Genomic DNA, 26,349 nt, shown 5'->3' on the forward strand with positions numbered 1-26,349 from the left:
AATCATGTCCGACAAGGTCTTAAAACTCGGTATTCCCGCGGGAAGTTTACAGGAATCGACGGCGGAATTATTCAAACGCGCCGGATACGTCATCAAATTTTCTTCCCGGTCCTACTACCCGACGATCGACGATGATGAAATCGAGTGTCTGCTGATCCGGGCCCAGGAAATGGCCCGTTACGTCGACCAGGGAATTCTGGACGCCGGCATCACCGGCCACGACTGGATCCTCGAGACAGGAGCAGACGTTCAGGAAATCTGCGAACTGCAGTTCTCCAAAGTCAGCCGTCGCCCCGTTCGCTGGGTGCTCTGCGTTCCTGAAGATTCCCCCGTGCAGTCCGTCAAAGACCTGGAAGGCAAGCGAATCGCCACCGAAGTCGTCGGCATGACCGAGCGCTACCTCGAACAGCACGGCGTAACTGCGAAAGTTGAGTTCTCCTGGGGTGCGACTGAGGTCAAGCCTCCCAAACTGGCCGATGCGATTGTGGAAGTCACCGAAACCGGTTCTTCCCTGCGGGCCAATAACCTGCGGATCGTGGAAGAGCTGATGCAGAGCACGACCCGCTTCATCGCCAACAAGCAGGCCTACGAAGATCCCTGGAAGCGCGAGAAGCTCGAAAACATCGCGATGATGCTCGAGTCCTGTCTGGCTGCGGAAGGCAAAGTCTGCCTGATGATGAACGTGGTCCGTACCGATCTGGAGAAGGTACTCAACCTGCTGCCTGCGCTGCAGAAGCCGACCGTTTCTTCACTGTCCGACCCCGACTGGGTGGCCATCAACACCATCATGGAAGAATCGGTCGTACGCTCGATTGTACCGAAACTGAAATCCGCCGGTGCCTGTGGCATCGTGGAATACCAGATTTCCAAAATCATCGACTGATTCCAGCTCGGAGATCAGTCCCGGCTCAAACAGGAACACAGCATGCCTGTCACCGTCATCAAAGTCGGAGGGAGCCTGTTCGATCTGCCGGACCTGAAAGATCGACTGGTGAACCTGCTGTCAGAATTGAAGGATTCCCAACCGCTGCTGCTGGCCGGGGGCGGTCAAGAAGCGAACCTGGTGCGGGACAGGGATCGGATCTATGATTTACCTCAAGGCAACTGGCATTCCCTGGCGATTCAGGCAATGCTGCTCAATAACTCCCTGCTCTGTTATCTGCTACCTGATGCGCGACTCGTGCTCAATATCAGAGAAGCAGAGCATCTCTGGCGGGTGGGTCTGACGCCAGTCTTATCCATCAACGACTACTTAGTTGACACGCAGTCAGAAGAGTATGCTGACCTCCCCACTTCCTGGGATGTAACCAGCGACTCGATCGCCGCCTGGATCACACTCACCTGGCCGGCAGATGAACTGGTTTTACTGAAGTCTGTCGACTTGCCGAATACAGTAACGACGGATGACCTGTCTGCTCAGGAATTGGTCGACCCATATTTCCCGAAGCTGGCGGATAGTCTGCCGTGCCTGCGCTGGTGTAACCTGAGATCCTCGGAGGAGACGCTTCAACTGGCGACAGTCACCAGGGGCAGCAGCTTCCAGAGCAGGAACGCCACCGGCCCTGCATAAAGGGGACTGTCGAGCAGATCGAGCAGGCCGCCGAAGCCGGGCAGCAGTTCCGCAGAATCTTTTTTGCCCACATCCCGCTTGATCAGCGATTCACACAGGTCCCCCACGAGACCGACAACGCCGATGATCGCACCGAACAGGATCGACCAGTACCACGCGGGGGCACTCCAGTTGTCGTTAAACAGGGAGGGAGTGAACTGCAGCCAGAGCCAGGCGCCGAGTGAAGCCCCGAAGATCGCACCGAAGCCGCCTATCCAGGTTTTCCCCGGACTCAGACGGGGCACAAGTTTTTTCTTACCCCAGAGACGACCAAACGTATAACCGCCGACATCACCCAGCTTGGCACTGATGATCAAGGCGCCCAGAGCGAGGTATCCGGTCTGGGGACCCGCGACCCAGCGGAGTTCGGCCAGCATCGCAAGCAGAAAGCCGACGTACGAAACGCCCAGCAGTTCGGCTCCCAGAATTTCCATTGTCTGGCCCGGTTCCTGAAAACGAATCGCATTCTTCAGGAACAGTAGCAGAACCGAAATCGCATAGGTTACCGACAGCAGGGCCAGTGAAAGCGTCTGCGGATCATTCGCGCCGGTCTGCAGTGAAGGAACCAGCCAGGGCAGCCAGGCCGCGTTACAGATCAGCAGCGAGAGCAGACAGACCAGCGGATATCCCGGTTTCAGATTGCGGACCGTCAGCAGTTGCGTGATCTCCCAGGTTCCCCGGAGAATCAGGAGCCAGCAGAGTCCCAGTAACCAGGGGGCGCTGCTCCCCGCACGTTGGTCGAGGTAAAACAGACCGAACAGCAGGGGAATCAGAGTTGCGGAAACCAGAAGCCGCCAGCCCAGCATGCTGCGTTATCCTTTCAAACCGCCGAAGCGACGGTCGCGGGCGGCGAAGTCACGGAGTGCCTGCCAGAAATCGTTGACGGAAAAATCAGGCCAGTAGGTTTCAGTCACCCAGAGTTCGGCATAACTGATCTGCCAGAGCAGAAAATTACTGACGCGCATTTCGCCGGCAGTCCGAATTACCAGATCCGGGTCGGGCATGCCTGCGGTGTAAAGATGGGAAGAGATCACGTCTTCATCGATGTCTTCGGCTTTGAGTCCGCCCTGCTCGACTTCACTCACAATCGACTTCACGGCGTCCACAATTTCAGAACGGCTACCGTAATTGAGGGCGAGACAGAGTTGCATGCCGGTATTATTTCGACTCTCGTCGATGGTTTTGTCGACTTCCGCCAGCACATCTTTCGGCAGGTCTGAGCGACGGCCGATGGTGGAGAAGCGAATGTTCTGCCGCATGATTTCTTCACGTTCGCCGATCACGAACTTTTTCAACAGCTGCATCAGCAGGTTGAGTTCGAGGGCGGGACGCTTCCAGTTCTCACTACTGAGACAATAGAGTGTGAGCTGTTCGATGCCCAGTCGCGTCGATTCTTCCACGACAGTGCGCACGCTGTTGACGCCCTGGCGATGACCTTCGATGCGGGGAAAACCACGACGTGAGGCCCAGCGACCGTTACCATCCATGATGATCGCGATATGCCGGGGCAGTTGGCGGGATTCCAGCCCCAGCGATTCCCCATCCTGTTCCGATATGGCGGGCACAATTTGCCTCACAATGTCTGATGATTGATTGAGTTTGACTTCTGGCCTGCTCTGGCAGACGGCTTGACAAGCGTGGGCAGAATCAGATCTGCCCTGTCTGTTTATTTTGAGCAATTTCGGCAAAAACGCCAAGGCTGCGCGGGGAGAAAGCACAGCATCTTTAAAGAATGAACCGTAGTTCCGGTTTCGTACAGATGTTCCGGGGTCAATTCCCTCCTGAAATCATCTCTGCGAAAAGAATCAGCCGCTGATCTGGACCGATTCGAGTTCTTCAGCTTCGAGGACGGGATCCAGGTAAACGGTTTCTTCCCAGTAAGCGGGTTCGGCCCCCGGAGATTCAATCGACAATTTGACGCGATCCTCAAACACTTCTAAAACTTTAACTACTGTATGTTCCCCAATGAGGATACTCTCATTCGCTTCACGAGAGATAATATGCATTCGCTCGCCTCAAAGAAATTTCAGAATTGAATCTGTGAATTGTGAAAAGTTATTGTGTCGCTCATTTTGACGAAGTGCAATCAGAAGGACAAGCTGAAAGCATTCAAAAAATAAAACGATTTTTAAGGAGGTTTCTTTTGTTAGAATATCACTTGACAAAATTGATTTCAGAATCTCTCCGCTTAATTTCATTAGCACATCATCGACATGTCAACGATGTAGCATCTTCACTGTGACAAGCAGTCGTACCCAAAAAGAATTCATCAAATCGACATGCGTGTGACGAGCGCGTTTTTAAAAATAGTATCGGATCGAAAACTATTTTTTTCCCTGCGCGCGTTTGTTGCGAAAGAACTCCTGCAGGATCGTACGACACTCATCCTGCATCACGCCACTGATGACAACGCTCTGATGATTCAACCGTGGATCATTGGTGATCTCAAACAATGAATGACACGCACCTGCTTTTTCATCGCGTGTCCCATAGATCACCAGGGGAATGCGTGACTGAATAATCGCCCCTGCACACATGGGACAGGGTTCCAGCGTCACGTATAACACGCAGTCACTCAGACGCCAGGTCCCCAGCGACTCCGCGGCTTGGGTAATCGCGATCATCTCGGCATGCGCTGTGGGGTCGCTCAATGTTTCCCGCTGATTGTGTGCGGCTGCAATAATCCGATCCTGATGAACAATCACTGCACCGACGGGAACTTCATCTTCTTCGAACGCTGCCCGGGCTTCGTCATACGCAAAACGCATCCAGCGGGTATGCAGTTGCAGCAGTTCGCGGTCGCCGGGGGTAAATTCGGATTCGTCGGGTCGATCAATCATCACAGTCACGCTTTTGAATAAGAAGGAGTTACCGTCTGCTGCTCAACATAATCCAGTCCCCGCGGAAAAGGAAGGGGGGCCCTGAGTGAATCTTGCCGGAAAGGAGTATCCTTGTCGACTCTGTTTGAGATTCAGGCGGGAATCCGCTTACAATATTACCGTCACTCTTACTATTGAAACCTCTCCCGTGAATCATCAAGGTGAACTCCCATGCGCAGCATCGTGATCTGTGTTTCAACGCTGCTGGTCCTCAGCTGTCTGTTGATTATGGCTCCCAAGACTCAGTCTCAGAATCAGACCAGCGAGAAACCGCCGGCACTCGACACCACCGTCAAAGCCTTTGGCGCAATTGGGGACGGCGCAGCCGATGACAGTGATGCCATCCAGCGGGCCGTCGATTCAAAGCAGGGGCAGATCGTCTTTCCGAAAGGGGTCTACCGTCTGACGAAGACCATCACTGTTGACCTCGACAAACTGGGGCCGACGTCGATCAGTTCTGACGGCACCGCGACGATCATCATGGCTGGCCCCGGTCCCGCGTTTCGTTTCATTGGCACGCATGAAGGAACCGCCAGCCCGCATACAGTGAAAGAAAACGTCTGGCAGAATCAGCGGTCCCCCATGGTCGACGGACTGGAGATTGTGGGGGATCATGCGGAAGCCTGCGGCATCGAAGCGACGGGCACCATGCAGATCACGCTCACGCGATTGACGATCCGCCGCGCGCTGCATGCGATTCACTTTACCAAACGCAACCGGAACGTGATCGTTTCCAACTGCCACCTGTATGAGAATCGGGGCGCGGGCGTGTATTACGATCACGTGAGCATCCATCAATCGAATATCATCGGCTGTCATATTTCTTATAACGCCGGTGGAGGCGTGGTTGTCGACAAAGGTGACATCCGCAACATTCAGATCGGCACCTGTGACATTGAAGGCAATATGGGTGATGAAAACTCGAAACCGACGGCGAATGTGCTGATTGATTCCGAAGGTGCCATGGTCGGAGAGATCGCGATTGTGGGCTGCACGATTCAACACGATCATAATGCTCCCGGTTCTGCCAACATTCGGATTAATGAAAATGCCCGCATTCGCCCACACTCCAAAGAACATCGGGACGGAAATATCACCATCGCTGACAATGTGCTTTCAGATGTGCAGACCAATATCGAAATCACCAGTGCCCGGGGTGTCACGGTGACCGGCAACACGATGTGGAAGGGTTACACGCACAATATCCGCGTCGAAGACTGTAACAACATTCTGATCTCGAATAATGTGCTCGACCGGAATCCCCGCTATCACTATGGCGACGGGAGCACGGCCCAGGTCGGTATGCTGTTTACGAACTGTGACGGCTGCACGATCAGCGGCAACCATATCAACGGGACCGGCGATGAGCGGGTTGCCTTTGAAGTGCGCGATTCGCGTCGAATGAATATCGTGGGTTGTTCGATTCTCGATTATTCCACCACCGGACTGCTGCTGAAGAACGTCTCCGACAGTCGCGTGTCAGACTGCCTGATTTCTACCGATCTACCCGACAGCGAGAACGCCCAGGCGCTCGAGATCATCGGCGGTAAGGACAATCAAATCGTGAACAACCTTTATAAAAAGGGATCACAAAAGTAGAGTCCCTGGTTCACTAGCCACGCATCCCTCGTCGCATCAAAATGAGAGTATTACTCCGATCTGAATCTGATTGACTCAGGTCCGGGTGCTGCTATGATAAGCGGTCCCGCTGGATAACGATCAGGGCGAATTTCTGCAGGAAATCGCCGGTCATTCATATTATTTATTCCGTCGCTCGAGGAGTCTGTTCATGTCGCAAATGTCACGTCGTCACTTTCTGAAAAAATCGGTTTACAGCGGTCTCTTCATGGGCCTGACTGCCAAGAGCTATCGCTCTACTTTCGCGGCAGTTCCCCCCAGCGAACGTGTGCGGATCGGGATGATCGGCGTTGGTAACCAGGGTGGCCCGCGGAACAACATGAAGTACTTCCTCAACAACATCGAAGCACTGTGTGACCTGGATCAGAATTACCTCGCCGAAGCAGACGCCTTCCTGAAGAAGAACGCCAACAAGTCGGCCGTGAAGACAGACGATTATCGGCGACTGCTCGATTCCAAAGACATTGACGCGGTTGTTGTGACCGTGCCTGACCAGTGGCACGCCAAGATGACGGTTGAAGCCTGCCGTGCGGGCAAAGACGTCTACTGTGAAAAACCGCTGACACTCGTGGTTGATGAAGGCCCCGTGATGATTGACGCGGCACGGAAACACAACCGTGTCGTCCAGACCGGAACCATGCAGCGCAGCGGCAAGGAATTCAAACTGGCCGTCGATCTGGTGCAGTCGGGTCTCCTGGGTAAGATTCACACCGTGAACGTCACCCTGCCCGGTCCCAACTGGATCGCACGGGCCGGCAAGCCGGTTCCCGACAGTGCACCGCCACAGGGATTTGACTTTGACCGCTGGCTGGGGCCGGCACCGGAGCGTCCCTACAACAAAAACCGGGTGCACTACCTGTTCCGTTTCTTCTGGGATTACAGTGGCGGCCAGCAGACCAACTTTGGTGCCCACCATCTGGATATCGCACAGTGGGGACTGGGGATGGATGAAAGCGGCCCCGTGAGTGCAGAAGGATCGGCGACTTTCAATCCCGATGGCTGGTACGAAACTCCCGATACCACCAACATCAAATACACGTATGACAATGGTGTCGTCATGAACTGTCGCCAGGTTCCCGGCACCCCGAGTAAAAAACAGGGAACCGAGTTCGTGGGTGAAAAGGGAAGCCTGTTCGTCTACCGCGGCGGTATCATTGCGAATCCACCTGAGCTGTTGAAAGAAGTCGATGTGCCTAAGATTGTAAACCGTGATGCGAACATCGCGCACGTCAACAATTTTATTGAGTGCATCAAGACCCGCGAAAAGCCGGCCGCTGACATCAGCATCGGACATCGTTCCGCCACAGTGTGTCACCTCGGCAATATCGCCGTGCGGACCGGTAAGAAGATCCAGTGGGATCCAAAACAGGAAACTATCGTAGGCGATGCTGACGCCGCCAAATGGCTTTCGAAGGAATACCGTAAACCTTACGAACTGGTGTAAGGTTTCTATAAACGCGGTAGAAATACGCGACGGGAAATCATCCCATAGTAATTTCATCCGGTAGGGGCGACCCTGTGTGGTCGCCCGCCGTGATTGACTTTCGATGGGGCCAGTTATTCGCATTGTTACCCTGCTTCCTATGCACGGGTGAATTAAGCTCGACTCTCGCAAGGCGGGTTGGCACACAGGCCAACCCCTACATTGATTTACCCTACATTGATTTATTTGAGGCAATCGGGTGGCACCGTTGGCTTGTCCAACGGTGTTCGCTCTCTCACTTCATTTCATTTCGTTTGAGAAATTTCTCTGCCTCGCGAATTTCTTAACTTTCTTCAGTAGCGGCCCGATTTTGATTCTGCTTACAATGAGGAAAACATTCCTCCTGTTTTCCCACCTGATCAAGATCGAGTTTTCTCATGAAAATGCGCTTCCTGTTTTGCACTGCAGTCACCCTCACTGTCCTGATGCTTACCGCTGCCGACACCAGCGCGGCTGAAACGCCACAGGTGAAAGTCGGTTTCGCCGAGCGTGACATCACGCCGGAGATCGGCATGGAACAGCCGGGCGGTTACGGGAAATCGTTTCATCGTTCGTTTCACGATCCCTGTAAAACGCGGGCGGCTGTGTTTGACAACGGAACCAACGTGGTTGCGGTCGTCAGCCTGGATGCGCTGTTTATCCGCAGAGTCACCGTGGATGAAATTCGTGAACGGGTTGAAGCCAAATGCAAGATTCCGGCGAACTCGATTCTGCTGCACGCGACACACTCACACTCTTCCGGTCCGATGGGCATGATTCTGCCCGGCGAATACGATCATGCTTCAAAATTCGTACAGGAACTGGCGTATGAGAAATCATCGACGGCTGAGACTGCCTACCTGGAAACGGTCGTCGATCAGAGTGTGGAGGCGATCTGCGAAGCGTACAACAAACGGAGTGCGTCTGAATGTGGAGCGGGAGTGGGGATTGAAGAGCAGGTGGCCTTCAACCGCCGGTTCTTCATGCGGAACGGATTGACCTTTACGCATCCGCGGCCCGGCAACCCGGATATTGTGAAACCCGCGGGTCCCGTCGATCCGGAAGTTGGCGTGATCGGCGTCTGGGATGAACAGGGACAGCTCAAAGGGTGTATCGTGAACTTCGTGTGTCACGCGACGACCAACCCGGGGGGGATCTCAGCCAATTACATCTATTATATGGAACAGGTGATTCGCGGCGTGTTCGGGAAAGACGTGACGCTCGTCTTTCTGGCGGGAGCCTCGGGCGATGTGACGCAGGTGGATAACCTTTCGAAATATCAGCGGCGGCCCAGTGAAGAGTCGGCCCGGTTTGTGGGTGGCCGGATTGGAGCCGAGGCAGTGAAAGTGCTGCTCACAATGCCGCGAGGTAACTTCAAAACGATTGCCAGCAAAGTCAAAATGCTGGAGATTCCCCGCCGCAAGCCGACGCCCGAACATGTGGCTGAAGCGGTCGAAATTGTCAAAGCAGGCCCCGCAAAATCGAACGCGACCGACTGGGTGTTCGCGAAAGAGACCGTCCTGCTGGATGCCCGATTGCAACAGGAGCCGGTAGCGAAAGTGGAAGTACAGGCGATCCAGATCGGCCCGGTGGTCCTGCTGACCGACCCCGCGGAATTCTTCTGCCAGCTGGGTCTGGATATCAAAGCGGGCAGTCCGTTTCCGATCACGTTCCCGGTCTCACTGGCGAACGGCTGCGTCGGTTATGTGCCCACGAAAGAGGCGTTCGACAAGAACGGCGGCGGCTACGAAACCCGGCTGACCAGTTACAGTAACCTGGTCACCACGGCGGGTCCCCAGATGGTCGACGCAGCGGTGGAATTGTCGAAACAGTTGACGCCGGACGAACAGCCCGAGCGGCCTGCGGCACCGGCGTTTAATAATAATCCGTGGGCTTACGGCAGCCTGGCACCGCAGGTGGATTAGACCGCGAAATCCTTGAAGTTTTTTTGCTACCACGAAAAGCACGAAAGACACGAAAAAACACAGAATCAAGGACTGTTAAAACAGACTCTCGTTACCTGATCAACTCATTTTCTTTTTGAGTTCTTTAATTCATTAAATTCTTGATCGAGTTTTTTCATATAAACTCGATTACTTTGAATCACTGTTGAAAATATTTGGTCCCGAAACTCCTGTTGCTCCTTTGTAAGAAGTGATTCATCAGCTCGGATTGAGAACAAGTAGTTTTGCCATTTTAAGGTATTAATAGCCGCCTTATAGTAGAGTGTTTGATCCTGATATGATTCGTGGGGAACGATTTCTACTTCCTCATTATTCAGACACCTTATAATCTTTGTCCCGACCCTTCTAAAAATCGCACCTACGCCTTTTTCAAAATCCAAGCTATTTTGTCGCACATATTCGCAGTCGTATTCCTTTGCGATTCGATCAAATAAACCACCTTTAAACATTGGTTGATAGAATTCGAGACAATTAAGCCCTACGGGAAATTGTAGAAATGGGCGAGCGACCTTATTTTTTCCTGGCCCAATATTAATATTCGTGGTTGATTCATACACTTCATAAGGCTGAACCCAAGATTTTCTTGGATAGGGAAATCCTATCTCTTTCGAAAACAAGAAATTGTAAGAAATATTTGTAAAGTAAAAACCATTTACAGCCAAAGTAAACGCACTTGGATTGAATTCAAATACAAAGGGACTAATGCCCATTGTTAATAATTTGTTTTTTGCAGGATCAGCTTTCGCGACAAATAGTGCTCTGTCATATTGGCCAAGACGAGTTGTAATATGAAACTTGGGTTTTATATTTGCGACATTTTGATTGAGTTGATTAAACCCTAGCCATAACCCGGTTCGAACTTTATCAAACCAATCCAGCAGTAAACTCAAATCATGTGGAGAAACCTTTTCATGATTGAACATCTTTTCAAAAGTCTGCTTTGTGTTTTTTTCCAAGTCTGAATAATCGTGATTGCATTTGCTGCATGCAGGAAATGTGAAAGCATCGAATGAAAATTCTCTCTGCGTAGAAGAATTTCCATTAGACATGCTGATTCCGAAGAATGCTTTTCTTTTAGGATCACCGGTTAAAGCAATCAGCCAATGAGGAAGCACATGCTCTTTCGTTTTTTCTTCTGGTTGCTCACCACAAAAAATACAATACTTTGCCAATGCTTCCACTCCTTATCAATCCCAACTCCCACACTACCCTGATACGAATACAGACAGCCGTTTTCAGGAAATAGTTCACTCATCAAGTTAGAACCATCTCTCGCAATTGAGTCCACTCGATAGAGTTCTCATTATGCTACTAGTCACTGGTGTGATATATTCTCCGAGATAGAGAAACGGGGAGGCACCTGCATTCAGCAACAATCCCGGGCGTATGGCAGACTGGCAGCTCAAGTGGATTGACTGTTTTTGTTGTTAAGGGGGCCTCGTAACAGTCCTCGTGCCAGTACTATCACGGCACCCGCCAGGATCAGGTATCCAAGAGGTTTACCAAACTGAAGAACAAAGATCATGCTTTGGGTATCTTCGAGTTGATTTGCCAGTTCGATCGTTTGCTTTGAATTGGTCCGTATTTTGGGAACGAGAGGGATCAGGACACGAGAGCCACGTGGCACATTTCGATATTGAACCGGGATTTCGTGAGACGGTTTGGCAAGTTCCCCCATCCTGATGTTGCTTAACTTGCCCTCAAATTCTTTTTCTTCCGCCTGCAACGAATTGATTGTGGCCATCGATCCGAGGATGCAGCCCCCACCCGCGATACATAAAATAATGACCCACTTCCAATTGATCGAATTCAAGACCGTATTGGTAACCGCTGGTTTTGCGGTGTTCATATCACTTTCGACATCACTCATTCAGGCCCCCCCTCTCTTTGTTGCATTTTCGGACTCACTCAAACGCCAACGCAAGCCACTCACAAACATACACGTTTTAGAACGCAGTCGCAATGATGAATTGAGCGTCGGTGTCTTTGCCAGAGATTATGTCTGTATTGAAGCGAAAGGTGCTCAGAGCGCCGATCAATCTAAGGGTGGTATTGGAAACAATCAGAGATTGCCGCAGGCAACAGTAGGTGGATGTGTGAGCGGATGATGGAGCAGGCCCTTGCGTCATTCAATTTAATGCGCTGCGGAAGCTCTGTTTCAGAATGGTTGAGTGAGCTGTGACCTCCTGCTCGCTGCGCTCGGCTCGAATTACATTCGAGCCCACCCCGGATGTGTTCTCTGGGACCATCGGAAGCGGAAGCAGCTTGTATGTCCCCAGGCGGGCGGCCACACAGGGCCGCGCCCTATGTCTGTTTTTAGAACTCGCGGATTCCACCGCATTGCCTTCGTCCGACTCGGTGAATATCATGAAAGACGCGAAACGATTATTCGCCGACATAGATGAACTGAACTGCGTCGGCGATGACGTATTTGCCGTCGGTGCCTGCGTTGGAGATTTTCACCCAGCCTGATTTGCCTTTGACGAAGTGGTAAGTGCCCAGGGTGCGGAACAGTTTGTTGTGCGGGGGGATCTGCTGCTGGTTGATGCGGATTGTTTTTTCACCGGCGGCGTGGTGGATTGTGACCGGGGTGTTGGTTGATCTGCGGATGTTGTAGCAGTGTGACATCCGGACTTCGTAGCGGCCGGACTTTGGCAGATCGGGAGTGAAGATGACCGCTTTCTCCCCCTTCCCTTTTTTCTGATCGTGCAGATAGCCGAGTCCGACGTAGGGAGGCGTGTGCGTGGAATACTGCCAGGTGCCGACGAGCCTGGCCTGGGTTTCATCGACGACGATGCCTTTCAGTTTTGTGGGATCGGGTACGATGAAGGGGACGAGTTCGGGTTTATCGACCTCGCCGGGAGCGTGGGTGTTGGCGACCGCGTCGGGGTGGGGTTTGAGTTGGGGAGTGGGTTCGCTGGAATGGAGGGGGGGTTGTGAAATCGAGAGGCAGGCCAGCAGGATGGTGAAAATGAGTGTGGGTTTCATGAGCGCTGTTTTCTGTGAGCGGAATGACGCTAGCCACCGGTAAGTGGGTTCATCGCTGGAGAGTTTACCGACGGCAGTTCGTGTTTCTTTTTTTGAAGGGGCCATACCCAAGTCGTTTCAACCGGGGCTAACGCCCTGCGGCTAATGGTGGAACCCCTGTTCTGTGTGAGAGCCTGGGGGTGGTTGATCAGTTCAACGTTTTTCTTTTTACGGCGGCTAGCGCCTTGCCGCTCAGGGTCTGGTGAGTTTAAAAATGGTATTGTAACATCAGAATCTGGCTCTGTGTGGATTAATTCTGGCGAGGATTGATGACGAGCCTGATTCGGTGGGGCTTTTCTGAATCTGCTAGACTCTGGATCTTTGACGGATAGTACTCACGTCCGGAGAGACTACCTCCGCGGAGGACGGAAATTTTCACAGATACCCGCAGCAACCAGTTAAAAAACCCAAAACTGGAGGGAAGCTCTGCTTTCTTTTCCCGCTCCAGTTGATCCCTGCTCCATTTGGCTTTACGGGGACCTGTTGGATCTTTGAAGTCATTCTCGCGCTGGAAGTAATCGTAAGCATAAAAATCGGAGCAATATTCCCAGTGATTGCCTACCATGTGATGAACTTTCAGCTTGTTAGCTGACGCGAGTCGCGCAGCAATTTCCCATTGTGCTTCCGTGGGCAGATCGACTCCTTTCCACTCAGCATAAGTGACTGCATTGTCGTCTGAAGCATGATCATAGGGAGCCTGCCCTCGTTGCGGATCCTTCAACTGCGCGGAAACAGTTTCCTGCACCCTGGTGATGGTCTGTTTCTGCAGAGGTGTAAGCCTGATACTCCGGACCCCTTCCTCCAGCGTTAGCTCTTTTTCTGATTCGGGGTTCTCACCGTTGATCACGCTTTTCATAAACTCTGTATAGGCTGCATCATAATCGCTTGCCAAATCTGGATTCAATTCCAGCATTCCTCCCCAAATGCCGCGTTCATCCTCGTAAGTCATCATAAATTCCAGTAACCGAAATTTGACCTGTAGTTCTTCGGGAAACTGGCGGACCTGACTATCTATCTTTTCATCATGCCAATCTGCCTGCTGCATGTGTTTCCACAATTCCGGCCCCAGTTGAGAGCGGGTCACGCACGTTTCAGAGATATAATAAGGGCTCATTTGCACCTGGATTTCTTTGGAATCCCAAACCTGATCTGAGCCGATCGTGTAGGTGCCTGCGGGAACCAGTGCATACCACATTCCGGATGCGGGATTCTGTACTCGATTTGGTAAGCCCTCTGTTTTGCCTGCTTTCACGTCGACTTTGATCGGAAACGGAAAGCGGTCGGATTTTCCGGGAGCCTTCGATTCCTCTGCCAGGAGAACTGGAGCCCGTGCGGGGAAGATGCCAAGCAACAGCAGGAGAAACCAGAGTTTGAAGAGCGAAGCGGCTTGCATGAGAACTGGTTTCCTGTGCTTGGGAAGGCGTTGGAGACCGAACGAACAAATCAACGTTTTCACTGATTACCGGCGGCAGTTCGTGTTTCTAAATTTGAACGGGCCATACCGAAGTCGTTTCAACCGGGGCTAACGCCCTGCGGCTAATGGCGTAAACCCTGCCTTGCTTGAGAGCCTGGGGTTGGTTGATCAGTTCAATGTTTTTCTTTTTACCGGGGGCTCGCGTCTTGCCGCTCAGGGTGAGGCACGGTTTACCATCTCTTTTCTGGTTTCTCTGTGATTTCCTGCTCGCTGCGCTCGGTCCGAATTCTTTTCGGGCCCACCCGTGGTTTATAATTGCAAACTCAACACACGGTGATGCAACTAGGCGATTGGTTGTGGCATCAGAACCGGGAGATCGGGTTTGACCTCGGGGGTTTCTTCGGCCAGTACGGTTTCGCAGAAGAATTTCAACAGCTGTTTCAGGTCTTCGTTCTGGACGCTCTCGGCCAGTTCTTCGGCCCGGTCGCGTGACTTGTCGACCAGGACTTCGGCTTTCGTGAAGACATCGCAGGCTTCGTAGATTTTCCGCAGCCGGTTGATGCGTGCGTATTCCGAAGGACCGCCGCCGTTGAGAATCTCTTTGAGTTCGGCTTTCTGCTGATCGTCGCCGGCCTGCAGGGCCAGGGCGAGTAACAGGGTGGGCCGCATCGCCAGGGCATCCTGACCGGAGATGAGCTTGTTATTGTCATCGCCGCGCCAGTCTTTGAGGTCGTTCAGAATCTGGAAGCCGACGCCGATCTGACGCGAGAAGGAGGAGATCAGTTCTTCGTACTCGCCAGAGGAGCCGGTCATCCGCACGCCGGCATAGAGGGCGGCTTCGAATGCGGGTGACGTTTTGAGAGCGTAGATCTGTAAGGCATCCAGCGGTGAGAGTTCGAAGGTCTCGCTTTCCTGCCAGGCCATTTCAGCCCCCTGCCCTTCACAGAGCTTGAGATGTGCGGCGGCCATTTTTTCGACCAGGTCCGCGGCAGCTTCAGCACCGATGTCAGCCCGGGCTTCGTTGAGCAGCCGGTAACCAATGCCGATCAGGTAGTCGCCGATGTTGATGGCCATGCCGGTGCCGTGCTGACGGTGCAGGGTTTCCTGACCGTAACGGTACTGGTCATCGTCTTCGATGTCGTCGTGAATCAGTGACGCTTTGTGGAAGACCTCGATGGCCATCGCGGCTTTCTGCACGCCCAGCGGATAAGTCTGACTGCTGTCTGCTGCTTCGCCCTGTTGTGCCTTGATCAGAGCATCGTAGGCCGCCAGGGTGATGAAGGGACGGAACCTTTTGCCGCCATGCTTGAGCCATTCGTAGGCGATGGCTTCGGTCTTGCCCAGCGGGGTGCGGGCGGCGGCTTCGGTTTTCGTACGGAGCGGCGGCAGAATTTCGTCGAAGTGTTCTTCGAACAGCGAGTTGGCGGCCCGCATGGTGGGCAGATAGCTGCGGGTCAGCGGCTGTTCGAGTGGTTCGTATTTCTCAAGGACTTCCCAGATCCAGGGCTCGTCCATCTTGGTGTTTTTACAGTCACCGGAATGCAGGGGGACGGCGTAAGAAGGTACGCCGGCGATGAGGACTTTGTCGATCGACTTTTCCAATACGTTGAGACAGGCCACCCCGAGGATGCCGTCCACGTAACCGCCGACGATGATCTTGAGGACCACGGGGGAACCTTCGGCGACGAGCACCTTGTAGCCCAGCTTTTCGGCTTTGACTTTGTAGTCGGCGATGGAGCAGGCACCACATTTTTCGCAATCGAGGCCGAACTCATCGTATTCCGCGGGACAGCCTTCGGCATGTTTCAGGCAGTGTGGCAGGAGGAGCAGACGGCGTTCAAAGGGAATCGCGAGGAACTGGCGTTTCCAGAAGAAGTTGCCGATCAGCACCATCATGAAGCCGAGGAATTTTTCGGGCTGTTCCATTTCCGCCAGCAGTTCGCGCGACCAGTCTTCCAGCATCGCTTTGGTGAAGGGATTGGAGCAGTCGAGACGTTGCACGTACTTCTCGGCTTCTGCTTTCATCTCTTCGCGCAGCGCAAGGGTTTCCGGCACCGCCTTGAGATGGCTGGTACTGCGGCGTTTTCTTTTGACCGGTTTGGGATCTTCGGAAGCACGGCCCTCAGCTTGATCGTGAGCAGGGACGCGTTTGTCTTCGGAACTTTCCTGGTCTAAAGGCGCAATGGACACGGAAGACTCCTCTATGGTTAGTATCTCATTCGAGTGGTAACACAATGAATGTAGAAAATCAGGCTTGAGAACGCAGGTGGGACCTATTTTTCCTTTACGGACATTATAGGGGAATCTGCTCCTTCAAGCGACAATCTAAATTTCTCATCCGGACATTTTTTAAAAACCGTTTCCGCCCTTTGTAAGGCAGAAACAGAGAAGATAACTGGATAAAGTTGTTCGAAATACCAGAGTTTGGCGAAGTAAAACCCGATGGGTGTGGTTTCTGTATAGGTGCCTGCTTCGACGCGATCGAGCAGCCAGCCCAGCCCCTGTTGCAGGCAGGGATTCTCCAGCGAAAGCCCCACGGACAGCAGGGCATCGACGGCGAGCGCTGTCTCTTCTACGCTGGACGGTGCGCCTTCCGCGCCGCCCCAACCGCCATCGGGATTCTGTACGCTTTGCATAAACTGGATGGCCTGTTCCGCCTGGGGCGTTGTGCGACGCTCTTCGTCCGCATAGGCAGCCAGCACGCGTGCCGTCCCGTAGACCGGGTTCTCGTCATCGTCGACATGCTGATTACCAAACCAGAGTGGCAGCCAGGAACCGTCGAGCCTCTGTTGGGCGGCGAGGTATTTATAGCCGCGTTCGATGGCCTGGGTCGCCCGAGTGCGTAGAGTGCTCTCATCGGCTGTGGCTTCTGTTTTCAGCCAGGCTTTCAGCGCCCGCAGGACGTGTGCCGAGATGTCTGCGGCGCTTTGGTCGAAGGGGAGCGTTCCCCAGCCGCGACAGAAAGTAGGCCAGCCGCCGTTGGAGTTCTGCAGATCGAGCAGCCAGTTGACGCCGTTCCGCAGAGAGGTCCGCAATTCGGGTAACACTTCATCGGCTTCCTCTGTCTGCAGGTTCAACAGAGCGAGGATAGCGCCGGGGGTATCGTCGGCATCGGGTACGCCGCCGGGGAGATCGGTCCAGGCCCAGCCTCCGGGTTCGGCTGCGGTATAGGGATGAAGTTCGGTGTATTGCTGTTGAATCAGCCAGTCGCGAATCGGGGCTTTTTCGAATTCCGACAACGTGCCTTCCAGGGCGTTGACGGACAGCGTGGTTGTCCAGGTGGCGAGGTTGGTGTCGATGGGCCAGCTGCCGTCGGGTCGGACGGAGTCGAGCAGAAACGCGAGTCCTTTCTGCACGACCGGATGATCGACGAGTCCCATGCCGGCCAGACTCATGGTGACGAAACTGGTCAGCGGGGCTGCTTCGAGAAAGCCGCCGTTCTCGGGTTGAATTTCAATCAGCTTTTTCAGACTGCGTTTGACAGACAGCTTACGGATCAGCCGCAGAATCGGATTGCGGGGCTTACAGAAGTGGTGCCTGACCTGACCAATGGCGATCAGTGCGGGCAGAGCGTAGCTGACCACGGGAAGCTTGACGGTTTTATAAAAGCGATGCGGCAGACAGGAGAGCTCAAACGGGAGCGCGGGAATGGTTTTCCATTTGACGAGTCCCGCCAGGGCGCAGTGTGTGAGAATCGGCACGGAAAACGTTTTGTCTTTGCCGTAGCGTTCCACGACGGCTTTAACGCCTCCTACCCGGTCGATGTACTGACGGGCGTTGACAACATGGGAGACATAGTGCTCTGTATTTTTCGTGGCATGAAAGGCGGCGTGACAGAGCATCGTGGTGGAGATATTGCTGAAGCTCTTGACGGTGTCACCCCAGCCGCCATCGGGGTTCTGGTGCCGGGCCAGCCAGCGGATGCCCTGTGCGATGTAAACGTCGAGCGAATCATCGTCAGCGGGTCGCTGCCGACGGATCATCTCAAGGGCCATGATGGCGGTGGCTGTCGAGAGGGCTGAGGTCGAGAGTTCTCCTTCCCAGTGGCCGGCGGCATTACGGGCACTCAGCAGATAGTCGCGAACCCGCTGCGAGGCTGCCTGCACGCGTTGGTAGGAGATGGTCTCACTCATTCAGGTCTGTTCCTGCCGGGAGTTTCGTATGGGAAAGGCGAACGTTTAAATATCGAGTGCATCCAGGTTGTCCATCAGGTCCTCCAGCTCTTCATCGGTGGCCTTAGAGACTTTGGAAGACTTGCGGAGGCCGACTCCCATGCCCACGGCATCGCGTCCGTCCGCCACCAGTTCTGCATCGCGTTCCCGGGCCGCCATCTCGAGTGCATCAGGGGCCCCAAACAGTTTGGAAAGATCAATTTTCAGACCGGCGACTTCACCATCCGCGCCGGCGATGCCCGGAGTTTTATGACCGGGAAAGATAATCGCATTCTCGGGACAGACACGACTGCAGGCCGGACAACCTTTTTTGCAGCTGTCCTGTTCTTCAACCAGGATCTGTCCTCCCTGGTCGACGCCGTAAACGCCAAACAGGCAGAAGTCGATGCACTCCATACAGTTTGTACAGAGACCGTAATCGATGACCGGATACCAGCGGCGTTTGGTCGGTTCCAGTTTGACGTCTTCTGTTGTTTCCGCGCCGTTGTTTTTGTCGGCGTTGATGATGTCCAGCGGTTTGAGATACTTTTCCAGTTGTGCCGGCTGAGGGGCGGACTGCAGCATGTCCATCAAGGGGACGGTCTGCACCTGGGATTCGCCGGCGATACGTTTGATTTCCTGGACGTAGTCTTCGGGTTTGGAACTCACGCGGAGGTCGATCGAGTAGATGTGTCGATCGGGGATTGTTTTCTTGCGTTCAGGATTTTCGAAAGGTGCGTTCTGCTTCTGTTCCTCTTCTTCGTCTTCGTCCACTTCTTCTCTGAGCAGGACGTTCCCTTCCTTGCCGCGGACTCCCTGGCGATCCAGGATCCAGTGACAGGCACGGGGATACAGCCAGGAGAGGATCACCAGATCCCCCCGCAGTGCCTGCAGGAACAGGGTGCCGGTATGGTCGGCGGAAAGATCGTAGAGATGGGGGACCAGCGAGACTTCGATCTCGGGTTCCATCAACAGTGTGGCGGCGAGAGTCTCTTCGAGCTCACGTTTGGCGGGATTTTTCCCCTGAGCCTGAGAGATCACCACTGTTAATTTTTTGTCAGCCATACTGAAAACCTTTTCAACGCGAAACGATACTCAATCCACCTCAAATCGTTTCTCAGTTGAGTTGTCCTTTGATGATCCGCTGTGTCTGTTCCCACACACTGTCTAATAGTTGCAGATACTCGGGTGGGGTCAACCACTGGGCATCCGACTCCATCTCAAACAGCCAGCCTTTGTCGTAATTGTCCGACTGATTGATGGCCGAGGGATCGTTCAACAGTGCTTCGTTAAATTCCAGGATCTTGCCTTCCGAGGGGGAAAACAGGTCAGACAGTGCCTTGGAACTTTCGATCTCCCCGATTTTCTGCTTTTCCCGAACCACGGTAAACGGATCGATAAACCAGTCCAGGAAATAGACATCCTGCAACAACCGAACCGAGTAAGCCGTAAATCCGACGCGGTAATGGTCCTCCTGCGGCAGTAACCACAGGTGTGACTTACTATAAACACGGTCCTGAGGAATTCGGGCCTCGAAATTCCCCATCATAAAGACAAGATCGTCAGGCATGGTTGGATTGTGCTGTGAGCTTCGTTGGAACAAGGCTCAGGGGAACAGGGGATTATCCCAAAACGGATACGGGCAGGATTTTTCGCAATATACACTACCTAAATAGTAGAAACAGTTTGTGTGCGGGATGCAAGCAGGATTCCCTCGCGAATGACGGGAACCAAAAATTTTATCGCCGCCGGTCCGTAAAACTTTCACGCGGGGCTGGTTGTATCGACGGGCCGTCAGCCGAGGATGCAGATCACAGGCATCCACTTCAAGTTGTGCTGAACCAGCTGAAACCCGGGATTTCGAGTGCCGGAAGCACTCCACAAGCATATCGTATGCCTGTTGTACCTACCTATCTCCTGAAAGACACTGATTTTCCGCTGTTCCTCTGACAAGTGGTAGCCTGCCTTACTCCCGCTCTTGGCAAAACATTCGTTGGTTTTTCAAAATATTTTGTTTGACAGCTGATTTTTCGAGGGTAATATCGAAACCAGTCAACAGGTATGGCATTGTACGTACCTTTAATCTTATGACTGATACTGAACTTGAGGAAATCCGATCTTGTTTTCCGCGCATGACGTCTTAGACACGACCACTCCCGCCGGGCTCTCAGAAGCAGATGCCACGCGGACCAAGTACGAGCGGATCGGGGAACATCTCAAGCGACAAATACGGGAAGGGCAGATTCTGCCCGGAACGGCCCTGCCTTCTGAACAACAGTTAGCCAGCCTGTTCGACAGCGCGCGAAGCACGGTGCGACAGGCAATGGGGCTGCTGGAACGCGAGGGCCTGGTGAGCCGGGTCCAGGGTAAAGGAACCTTTGTCAGTGACCAGGCCCGTCAACGACTCTCCTGCGGACTGGACATTCTGGCGCTGGTGATTCCCGAAGTCCTGTCCGGCTTCTACCCCTCGCTACAGCACAGCTTCGAAGAGTCGGCGAGCCAGACTCAGAATCAGATGCTGGTCTGCTGCACGCGGAACAACGTCGATAAACAGGGCAACGTCATCCTACAACTTATCGATAACCAGGTCGGGGGCGTGGCGATCGTGCCCGCCAGTACGCCCCCGACTCCTGGTTATCAAATCCGTCAACTGCAGAAAGCGGGAATTCCCGTGGTACTCTGCCATCGTCCGGTGGAAGGTATTACTGCGCCGCTGCTGGGACTCCCCTTTCGCGAAATTGGCCGACTGGCGGGAGACGCGCTGGTGGAACAGGGACACCGCCGTTGCGGGTTCTTCGCCCCGCACCGTACACGGACAACCGATTTATATCTGGAGGGATTCCAGCAGGCCCTGGCCGACGTCGGCTGCACACTGGCAGAGGAGCACAGTTATTTTGGTGCCCCCGGTGTGATCGACATGCAGGAACTGGATGCGGAAATCGCGTCCACACTGCAGCAGATGCTGGAACAGCCCGATCGTCCGACGGCCATCTTCACATCCTTCGATTCGATGGCCGAACGGATTTATCTGCACCTGACCAAAATGGGACTGCGGATGCCGGAAGACATCTCGCTGATTGGCGTGGGCGACCAGGTCCGTCACAGCGTGCTGCAACAGCAGATCGCTTCTGTCACCGTGGATGAAACCCGTCTGGGACATCGGGCGGCAGAGCTTTTAAACCAGATGCGAACCGGAGGCATGGCCATCGAAACCACACTGACAGAAGTCATGCCTGTCGAAGTTTACCAGGGGACGACCCTGGGACCTGTAAATACGAACGTTTGAAACTCCAGAGATTCCGAAAGGGATTCAGCGCCTATCGAAGTGAGTTTGACCTGTCCAAGGTAGATCGTCGCCGGACATAAACACGTCCAGAATCAGCGCCCCGCTCTGTCGGGCCGGCGTCGCATTTTCCATCTGTCTGTGAGGGCTAAAAAATGCAAAGCAACGTCTTGAAACGTCGTGGATTCACTCTGATTGAACTGCTTGTGGTCATCGCGATTATCGCGATCCTGATCGCCCTGCTACTGCCGGCGGTCCAGCAGGCACGCGAAGCGGCCCGCCGCAGTCAGTGTAAAAACAATCTCAAACAGATGGGACTGGCGACTCACAATTATCACGATGCCCATGGTGTCTTCCCCATCAGTCACGGGGATACCGGCAATTCGTTCGGCTGGCGGACGATGATTCTGCCCTATATCGATCAGGCGCCGCTCTACAACCAGATTAATTTCAGCGGGAACATTGTCGATGCGGGTAACCTGACCGTGGCCCAGACTCCCCTGGCCGTCTACCGTTGTCCCAGCGATCCGACGCCAGATCGCGTGAGTGGAGGCAACCTGGTCTGGTCAAACTGGTGCTTTCCCGCAAGTTGTCCTTCCAGTTCCCGGAATAACATTGCCGTCACCACTTATAAAGGGGTTGACGGACGAGGCTATGACCAGACGGCGAGCGCGTCACCCATTCCCCAGGGGATGTTCGACCGCCGCATGGGACTGCGGGCCAGTGGTGGCGGGGGTTCGATTGTGACTCCCAACCGGACGATGAAAATGCGTGACGTGCTGGACGGCACTTCGAACGTGCTGTTTGTGGGCGAAAACTCTCCTGGCTTTCATGCCTGGTCTTCCTGGGCGGCCTGGCATTCTCCGATGACCACCGCCTATCCGATCAATCATCCGTTTCGCGTCTGGCCGAGTGCTCAGACCCGCATCAGTTCGGGAGCTCATGGCTGGATCGACGGCTTTGCCTCTTCCAGTTATCACGTCGGCGGTGCGCACTTCATGATGGTGGATGGAAGCGTGCATTTCTTCAGTGAAAACATGGACTTCCAGACGTATCAGCAGCTGGGGAATCCGCAAGACGGTTTGCCTACAGGCGGGTTCACTTACTGATCGACACTCTCATCTCTGATTTATTCGCTGTTCGGAACGAGCCAGGAGTACGCCATGATTCCGTTTTGCCGCCTGACCATGACAGGCTCTTTGTTGCTGACTTTGCTGATCGCGGTCGGCTGTGGTGGGAAACAGGAAGACCTGCCGGATACCGTCGCGGTTTCCGGGATGGTGACCTACAAGGGAGCACCGGTTCCCGAAGCTACGATTATGCTCTACCCGGTTGAGGGACGTAAGCCGGCTTCGGGTCGAACGGATGCGGATGGAAAGTTCACGCTGACCACGTTCAATAAAGACGATGGTGCCCTGCCTGGCGAACATCAGGTGACGGTGAATGCTTTTCAGTCGACGCCTGAGGGGGTTTCCATGAAAAGTTCCATCCCGATCAAGTATTCGAACCCGAGCAGTTCGCCTTTGAAGGTGACTGTTGCTGAAGGGGATGCGGATCTGAAGCTGGAACTATCGGATTGAGGGTTTGAGGATCCGAGTAAAAGTGGTGTAACCAGTTCCCTGCACTTTGTGGAAATCGTGATTCTTAATTGGACGCGGCAGCTGTGACCTCCTGCTCGCTGCGCTCGGCCCGAATTTTATTCGGGCCCACCCTGTTTTTTTCTCATTACAGATATTCTTCATTGATCTGGGCACCGTGGGGCAAGTATTTAGACCGGAAACATGCCCCCCGGTGTTTTTTACAATATAAAAGGTTACACTATGAGCGGCAGGCACGAGTTGTTTTAATCAGACAGGGTTTTCAACCGCAGCCCCGCGAACCGATACGTTATGCAAGAAACAGACTGATGGCTGATGATATAATCCTTGATGACGTTAATCCTACACTGAATGTCATTCATCGCTGGGCGTACGATGTGAACCTGTTCCTGATTGAACAGGATGAAGACCTGATTCTGCATAAAGCGAAATACGTACCGATGCTGCTACAGTTTGCCCGCGATCCAGACTGCCCCAAAAATGACTACTGCCTGTCGATTGTCTATTATCATTCACAAATCAGCCTTTTAAATCGTAATCGACAGGCATGTGATGCGATCTTCAATTGCCTGGATTCGAGCATCGACTCATCCCCGGTGACCAGCAAATGGGCGGCAGATTTCCGACGTGCTTACCAGCAACTGATTCACCCGTGTGAGTTGTCTCATACAGACGCCGTTTCGCTTGCCAAATGGCTCCTCGTGGGCGATCACTGTGTCCGCTCATTCATGGAGACGGGACGTGTCATCAACGACTATTGCGAGTTCAAGTGCTACACCGAATCCTACAACGGCTATCTTTACATCAACCCTGTGACGGGCATCTGGCAACAGTCTCGTCATTCGCCACTCCAGACGATTGAGCTATCATCCACCGACTAGCTGGAACTGACGGGATGAGGAGCTTCTGGCTAGTGGCCTGTCTCACAGTCAGTTTCCTGCTCGCTGCGCTCGGCCCGAATTTTATTCGGGCCGACCCCGTTTTTCTGTGTGGAATGGGGTTAGATCGTGTTATTGAATGCAGCCGTCTTCCTTTTTACCGGCGGCTAGCGTCTTGCCGCTCAGTTTTTTTTGGCTTGCTGGGATTTAGTTCGTTGTTTGCTCTTCTTCTCGCAATGCGGGGGGCATGATTGTCGGGCGGTTGACGAGGGAGACGAGGACGAAGCTGAGCAGCATCAGCAGATACCAGGCGACGAGCTTGGTGATGGAGACGAGTTGCCAGTGGTGCTGTTGCGTGGGGTAAACCCAGACATTGGCAAACGTTGAGATGTTCTCGGCAAACCAGATAAAGAGCGCGACCAGCAGCCAGCCGACGACCAGGGGCATGTGTCGGTGAATCTGGTCCATGCGAAAATAAATCTGCACGCGGCCGAACATGACCAGGCTGGCGATAATCAGCAGCCAGCGGATGTCGGTGACGTAATGGTGTGAAAAAAAGTTGATGTAAATCAGCGTCACCAGCGCGACCGTGGTCCAGAGCGGCGGATAGCTGGAATAGCGAAAGTCAAAGATCCGCCAGACGCGGGCGATGTAACTTCCGACCGCGCTGTACATGAAGCCGGCAAACAGGGGAACGTTGCCGATGCCGATCACGAATGGTTCGGGATACTGCCAGGACTTAATGCCGTCGGAGGTTTTGAAGAGTTCCATAATGGTCGCGACGATGTGAAAGATCAGAATCACGACCGCCTCTTTGGGTGACTCCAGCCGCAAGGCGAGTAGGAAGATCTGGAAACCGACGGCGGCCAGGAAGAGGAAATCGTAGCGGTAGAGCGATTCGAAAGGGTACCAGAAACGGGTGATAATGATCATCGCCAGCAGGAACCCGCCGAAGATACAGGCCGAGGCCTGTTTGATACCGAAGAGCCAGAATTCATACAGGAATGTTTTCAGTGGTGTTACCTCGGGATGTTTTGGCTGGTGGGATGGTACCGCGAATTATTGGGGTTACTACCACGAAAGGCACGAATTTTTCTGCTGGGAAATTCAATTGTACTTTACGACGGCTCGATTCTGCTGAAATACTCTCGAACATGTAAATCTACGAATGGCGAATGCCCCATGTAGAGCCAGAAGGTATCTGCACTTTCGAAAGTAATGATATTGATAAAATCTGCTTCCCCCAGATGGGATGTCCACGCACTTGACAGAAGTGCGATTTGCGAATCCGTCTGGTCCAGCACGTTGATGGGCTCCTCGAATGACCAGCTTTCCAGGACGCGCTCCTTACCTTCTTTCCTGAATCTGATTTCAGGCATCGTAAACACAACTCGCGTCTCTTCGTAGCGGATCGTCATCTTGCCCATGAACAGTTCGAGTCCGATCATATTCTCTTCGGTCAGTTTACATTCGGCGTCGATATGCCGTTTCGTTCGTGGCCAATCGGATTGCCAGGTTCCCGTAAGGTTCGAGGCGAAGTCGATTGATTCTTCTGTCTCGCGATCCTGTTTCATCGATCTGCTGCTTCCTCTGAATATCTGATAAGACTCGATCTATAAATGGTTTTGTTTACTACCACGAAAGACACGAATTTTTCTGCTCCCGTTTGACTCGTGTCCTGCGGACTAACGGCCTCAACTGCTGAAAACTCGTTCCCTACAGCTTAACGATTTTCAGTTACGGGGGTGGAGTTCGTTTTCATAAAATTTCTGATTGGTCTGAATTCCATCGGCGGGAAATGGGAAACCGTCAGGGGCAGTATTGAACTCATGAAGATCGGCTTTAACAGCTGAGATCCTGTGATTGCCTTGTTGTTCTTTGGTGAACGCAACACTGTCAGTTTCCTGCTCGCTGCGCTCGGTTCGAATTTTATTCGGGCCCACCCTGTTTTTTTATGAGCCGGATGGGGTTAGATCGTTGTTCTGGAGGCAGGCGTCGACCTTTTTACCGGCGGCCAGGTAGCGTTTCTTAATTCGGATGTTAAATACCAAAGACGTTTCAACCGGGGCTAATGCCCTGCGGCTAATTTGGCTTTGCTGCTGTTGAAGTCCTGCAAACAAGTAACTACCTCCTCTCGTCTTAGGTGAACACTTACAAGTCTAACACTCTCGACCTCATGATCACGCTGAAAACAATTAGAGAAACGCTACCGATGCCTTGGCGCTCCGGGTTGGTATTTGGTTTGTGGTTCCCTTGGGAGGTGAAACGGATGGAATATTTCCAGGCGGGCAGGCACGCAGGCTCTGCCCCTTGTATCTACTCTTGACTGTCTGCAGTTCTTTGATTTGATAGGCAGATAAAGCCAATGCTTCCCGCCTTTAAAGGCGGGAAGCATTGGTGGCGAGTGTCAGATCGTGTCTGCCCCTGGTCTTAAAGACCGATTCGT

General features: G+C 53.3%; 23 protein-coding genes. 9 read left to right on the plus strand and 14 right to left on the minus strand.

Annotated elements, in window-relative coordinates; all coding sequences use genetic code 11:
- Positions 1-4: 4 nt before the first annotated feature.
- Entirely contained in the window at positions 5-883 is an 879-nt protein-coding gene (hisG, locus tag RID21_RS27200; protein ID WP_145042916.1) for an ATP phosphoribosyltransferase, read from the plus strand.
- Positions 884-925: 42 nt separating this feature from the next.
- Positions 926-1,570 (plus strand): amino acid kinase family protein, encoded by a 645-nt coding sequence (locus tag RID21_RS27205; protein ID WP_350194441.1) that lies wholly within the window; start codon positions 926-928, stop codon positions 1,568-1,570.
- Here RID21_RS27205 and RID21_RS27210 read toward each other — a convergent pair.
- The 4 genes from RID21_RS27210 to tadA form a co-directional block, all read right to left on the minus strand.
- Positions 1,507-2,415: a phosphatidate cytidylyltransferase gene (locus RID21_RS27210; protein WP_350194443.1), complete on the minus strand. Its 909-nt coding sequence runs from the start codon at positions 2,413-2,415 to the stop codon at positions 1,507-1,509. The two genes, RID21_RS27205 and RID21_RS27210, sit on opposite strands and share 64 nt — an antisense overlap.
- 6 nt (positions 2,416-2,421) lie before the next feature.
- Entirely contained in the window at positions 2,422-3,174 is a 753-nt protein-coding gene (gene uppS, locus RID21_RS27215) for an undecaprenyl pyrophosphate synthase (RefSeq protein WP_145042922.1), read from the minus strand.
- A 240-nt stretch (positions 3,175-3,414) separates the two neighbouring features.
- Positions 3,415-3,615: a carbon storage regulator gene (locus RID21_RS27220; RefSeq protein WP_145042924.1), complete on the minus strand. Its 201-nt coding sequence runs from the start codon at positions 3,613-3,615 to the stop codon at positions 3,415-3,417.
- A 318-nt stretch (positions 3,616-3,933) separates the two neighbouring features.
- Positions 3,934-4,449 carry a tRNA adenosine(34) deaminase TadA gene (gene tadA / locus RID21_RS27225; protein WP_350194445.1) on the minus strand — a complete coding sequence of 172 codons (516 nt, stop codon included), beginning with the start codon at positions 4,447-4,449 and terminating at the stop codon, positions 3,934-3,936.
- Between the two features lie 210 nt (positions 4,450-4,659).
- Between tadA and RID21_RS27230 the strand changes: the two genes are divergently transcribed.
- The 3 genes from RID21_RS27230 (at position 4,660) to RID21_RS27240 (ending at position 9,513) form a co-directional block, all read left to right on the plus strand.
- The gene (locus tag RID21_RS27230; RefSeq protein ID WP_350194447.1) at positions 4,660-6,087 is read left to right on the plus strand and encodes a right-handed parallel beta-helix repeat-containing protein; all 1,428 of its coding nucleotides are present in this window, start codon (positions 4,660-4,662) and stop codon (positions 6,085-6,087) included.
- 190 nt (positions 6,088-6,277) lie between these two features.
- Complete coding sequence (locus RID21_RS27235; protein WP_350194449.1) at positions 6,278-7,570, plus strand: Gfo/Idh/MocA family protein; 1,293 nt, start codon at positions 6,278-6,280, stop codon at positions 7,568-7,570.
- Between the two features lie 416 nt (positions 7,571-7,986).
- Positions 7,987-9,513 carry a hypothetical protein gene (locus RID21_RS27240; RefSeq protein ID WP_350194451.1) on the plus strand — a complete coding sequence of 509 codons (1,527 nt, stop codon included), beginning with the start codon at positions 7,987-7,989 and terminating at the stop codon, positions 9,511-9,513.
- Between the two features lie 104 nt (positions 9,514-9,617).
- On the opposite strand, the gene RID21_RS27245 is transcribed toward RID21_RS27240, so the two are convergent.
- From RID21_RS27245 to RID21_RS27280, 8 genes are all read right to left on the minus strand, one after another.
- Positions 9,618-10,733, minus strand: a complete 1,116-nt coding sequence (locus RID21_RS27245) for a hypothetical protein (protein ID WP_350194453.1) — start codon at positions 10,731-10,733, stop codon at positions 9,618-9,620.
- Between the two features lie 221 nt (positions 10,734-10,954).
- Entirely contained in the window at positions 10,955-11,422 is a 468-nt protein-coding gene (locus tag RID21_RS27250) for a hypothetical protein (protein WP_350194455.1), read from the minus strand.
- Between the two features lie 515 nt (positions 11,423-11,937).
- The gene (locus RID21_RS27255; protein ID WP_350194457.1) at positions 11,938-12,540 is read right to left on the minus strand and encodes a golvesin C-terminal-like domain-containing protein; all 603 of its coding nucleotides are present in this window, start codon (positions 12,538-12,540) and stop codon (positions 11,938-11,940) included.
- A 289-nt stretch (positions 12,541-12,829) separates the two neighbouring features.
- Positions 12,830-13,972 carry an SUMF1/EgtB/PvdO family nonheme iron enzyme gene (locus RID21_RS27260; protein ID WP_350194459.1) on the minus strand — a complete coding sequence of 381 codons (1,143 nt, stop codon included), beginning with the start codon at positions 13,970-13,972 and terminating at the stop codon, positions 12,830-12,832.
- A gap of 363 nt (positions 13,973-14,335) precedes the next feature.
- A complete protein-coding gene (locus RID21_RS27265) occupies positions 14,336-16,183 on the minus strand; it encodes a polyprenyl synthetase family protein (protein ID WP_350194461.1) in 1,848 nt (615 codons plus the stop codon).
- Positions 16,184-16,266: 83 nt separating this feature from the next.
- Entirely contained in the window at positions 16,267-18,126 is a 1,860-nt protein-coding gene (locus tag RID21_RS27270; protein ID WP_350194463.1) for a prenyltransferase/squalene oxidase repeat-containing protein, read from the minus strand.
- A 45-nt stretch (positions 18,127-18,171) separates the two neighbouring features.
- Complete coding sequence (locus RID21_RS27275; RefSeq protein WP_350194465.1) at positions 18,172-19,209, minus strand: ATP-binding protein; 1,038 nt, start codon at positions 19,207-19,209, stop codon at positions 18,172-18,174.
- Between the two features lie 52 nt (positions 19,210-19,261).
- Positions 19,262-19,714: a glycine cleavage system protein H gene (locus tag RID21_RS27280; RefSeq protein ID WP_145042946.1), complete on the minus strand. Its 453-nt coding sequence runs from the start codon at positions 19,712-19,714 to the stop codon at positions 19,262-19,264.
- A gap of 549 nt (positions 19,715-20,263) precedes the next feature.
- Between RID21_RS27280 and RID21_RS27285 the strand changes: the two genes are divergently transcribed.
- The 4 genes from RID21_RS27285 (at position 20,264) to RID21_RS27300 (ending at position 23,906) form a co-directional block, all read left to right on the plus strand.
- Positions 20,264-21,430: a GntR family transcriptional regulator gene (locus RID21_RS27285; RefSeq protein ID WP_350194467.1), complete on the plus strand. Its 1,167-nt coding sequence runs from the start codon at positions 20,264-20,266 to the stop codon at positions 21,428-21,430.
- Positions 21,431-21,582: 152 nt separating this feature from the next.
- A complete protein-coding gene (locus tag RID21_RS27290) occupies positions 21,583-22,536 on the plus strand; it encodes a DUF1559 domain-containing protein (protein WP_350194469.1) in 954 nt (317 codons plus the stop codon).
- Positions 22,537-22,590: 54 nt separating this feature from the next.
- On the plus strand, positions 22,591-23,007 hold the full coding sequence (locus RID21_RS27295; protein WP_350194471.1) for a carboxypeptidase-like regulatory domain-containing protein: 417 nt from the start codon (positions 22,591-22,593) through the stop codon (positions 23,005-23,007).
- 326 nt (positions 23,008-23,333) lie between these two features.
- The gene (locus RID21_RS27300) at positions 23,334-23,906 is read left to right on the plus strand and encodes a hypothetical protein (RefSeq protein ID WP_350194473.1); all 573 of its coding nucleotides are present in this window, start codon (positions 23,334-23,336) and stop codon (positions 23,904-23,906) included.
- A gap of 204 nt (positions 23,907-24,110) precedes the next feature.
- Here RID21_RS27300 and RID21_RS27305 read toward each other — a convergent pair whose 3' ends face one another.
- Positions 24,111-24,917: a DUF817 domain-containing protein gene (locus RID21_RS27305; protein WP_350194491.1), complete on the minus strand. Its 807-nt coding sequence runs from the start codon at positions 24,915-24,917 to the stop codon at positions 24,111-24,113.
- A 104-nt stretch (positions 24,918-25,021) separates the two neighbouring features.
- Complete coding sequence (locus RID21_RS27310) at positions 25,022-25,477, minus strand: hypothetical protein (protein ID WP_350194475.1); 456 nt, start codon at positions 25,475-25,477, stop codon at positions 25,022-25,024.
- Positions 25,478-26,349 lie beyond the last annotated feature (872 nt).

Source organism: Gimesia sp., assembly GCF_040219335.1.
Taxonomy (GTDB): domain Bacteria; phylum Planctomycetota; class Planctomycetia; order Planctomycetales; family Planctomycetaceae; genus Gimesia.

Excerpts from the sequence above, each read along its gene's own strand:
- RID21_RS27275 (WP_350194465.1), bottom strand. The coding sequence starts at position 19,209 with ATGGCTGACAAAAAATTAACAGTGGTGATCTCTCAGGCTCAGGGGAAA.
- RID21_RS27205 (WP_350194441.1), top strand. The coding sequence starts at position 926 with ATGCCTGTCACCGTCATCAAAGTCGGAGGGAGCCTGTTCGATCTGCCG.
- RID21_RS27280 (WP_145042946.1), bottom strand. The coding sequence starts at position 19,714 with ATGCCTGACGATCTTGTCTTTATGATGGGGAATTTCGAGGCCCGAATT.
- RID21_RS27310 (WP_350194475.1), bottom strand. The coding sequence starts at position 25,477 with ATGAAACAGGATCGCGAGACAGAAGAATCAATCGACTTCGCCTCGAAC.
- RID21_RS27255 (WP_350194457.1), bottom strand. The coding sequence starts at position 12,540 with ATGAAACCCACACTCATTTTCACCATCCTGCTGGCCTGCCTCTCGATT.
- RID21_RS27260 (WP_350194459.1), bottom strand. The coding sequence starts at position 13,972 with ATGCAAGCCGCTTCGCTCTTCAAACTCTGGTTTCTCCTGCTGTTGCTT.
- RID21_RS27295 (WP_350194471.1), top strand. The coding sequence starts at position 22,591 with ATGATTCCGTTTTGCCGCCTGACCATGACAGGCTCTTTGTTGCTGACT.
- RID21_RS27235 (WP_350194449.1), top strand. The coding sequence starts at position 6,278 with ATGTCGCAAATGTCACGTCGTCACTTTCTGAAAAAATCGGTTTACAGC.
- RID21_RS27300 (WP_350194473.1), top strand. The coding sequence starts at position 23,334 with ATGGCTGATGATATAATCCTTGATGACGTTAATCCTACACTGAATGTC.
- RID21_RS27210 (WP_350194443.1), bottom strand. The coding sequence starts at position 2,415 with ATGCTGGGCTGGCGGCTTCTGGTTTCCGCAACTCTGATTCCCCTGCTG.
- RID21_RS27250 (WP_350194455.1), bottom strand. The coding sequence starts at position 11,422 with ATGAGTGATGTCGAAAGTGATATGAACACCGCAAAACCAGCGGTTACC.
- tadA (WP_350194445.1), bottom strand. The coding sequence starts at position 4,449 with ATGATTGATCGACCCGACGAATCCGAATTTACCCCCGGCGACCGCGAA.
- hisG (WP_145042916.1), top strand. The coding sequence starts at position 5 with ATGTCCGACAAGGTCTTAAAACTCGGTATTCCCGCGGGAAGTTTACAG.
- RID21_RS27220 (WP_145042924.1), bottom strand. The coding sequence starts at position 3,615 with ATGCATATTATCTCTCGTGAAGCGAATGAGAGTATCCTCATTGGGGAA.
- RID21_RS27270 (WP_350194463.1), bottom strand. The coding sequence starts at position 18,126 with ATGAGTGAGACCATCTCCTACCAACGCGTGCAGGCAGCCTCGCAGCGG.
- RID21_RS27230 (WP_350194447.1), top strand. The coding sequence starts at position 4,660 with ATGCGCAGCATCGTGATCTGTGTTTCAACGCTGCTGGTCCTCAGCTGT.
- RID21_RS27240 (WP_350194451.1), top strand. The coding sequence starts at position 7,987 with ATGAAAATGCGCTTCCTGTTTTGCACTGCAGTCACCCTCACTGTCCTG.
- RID21_RS27290 (WP_350194469.1), top strand. The coding sequence starts at position 21,583 with ATGCAAAGCAACGTCTTGAAACGTCGTGGATTCACTCTGATTGAACTG.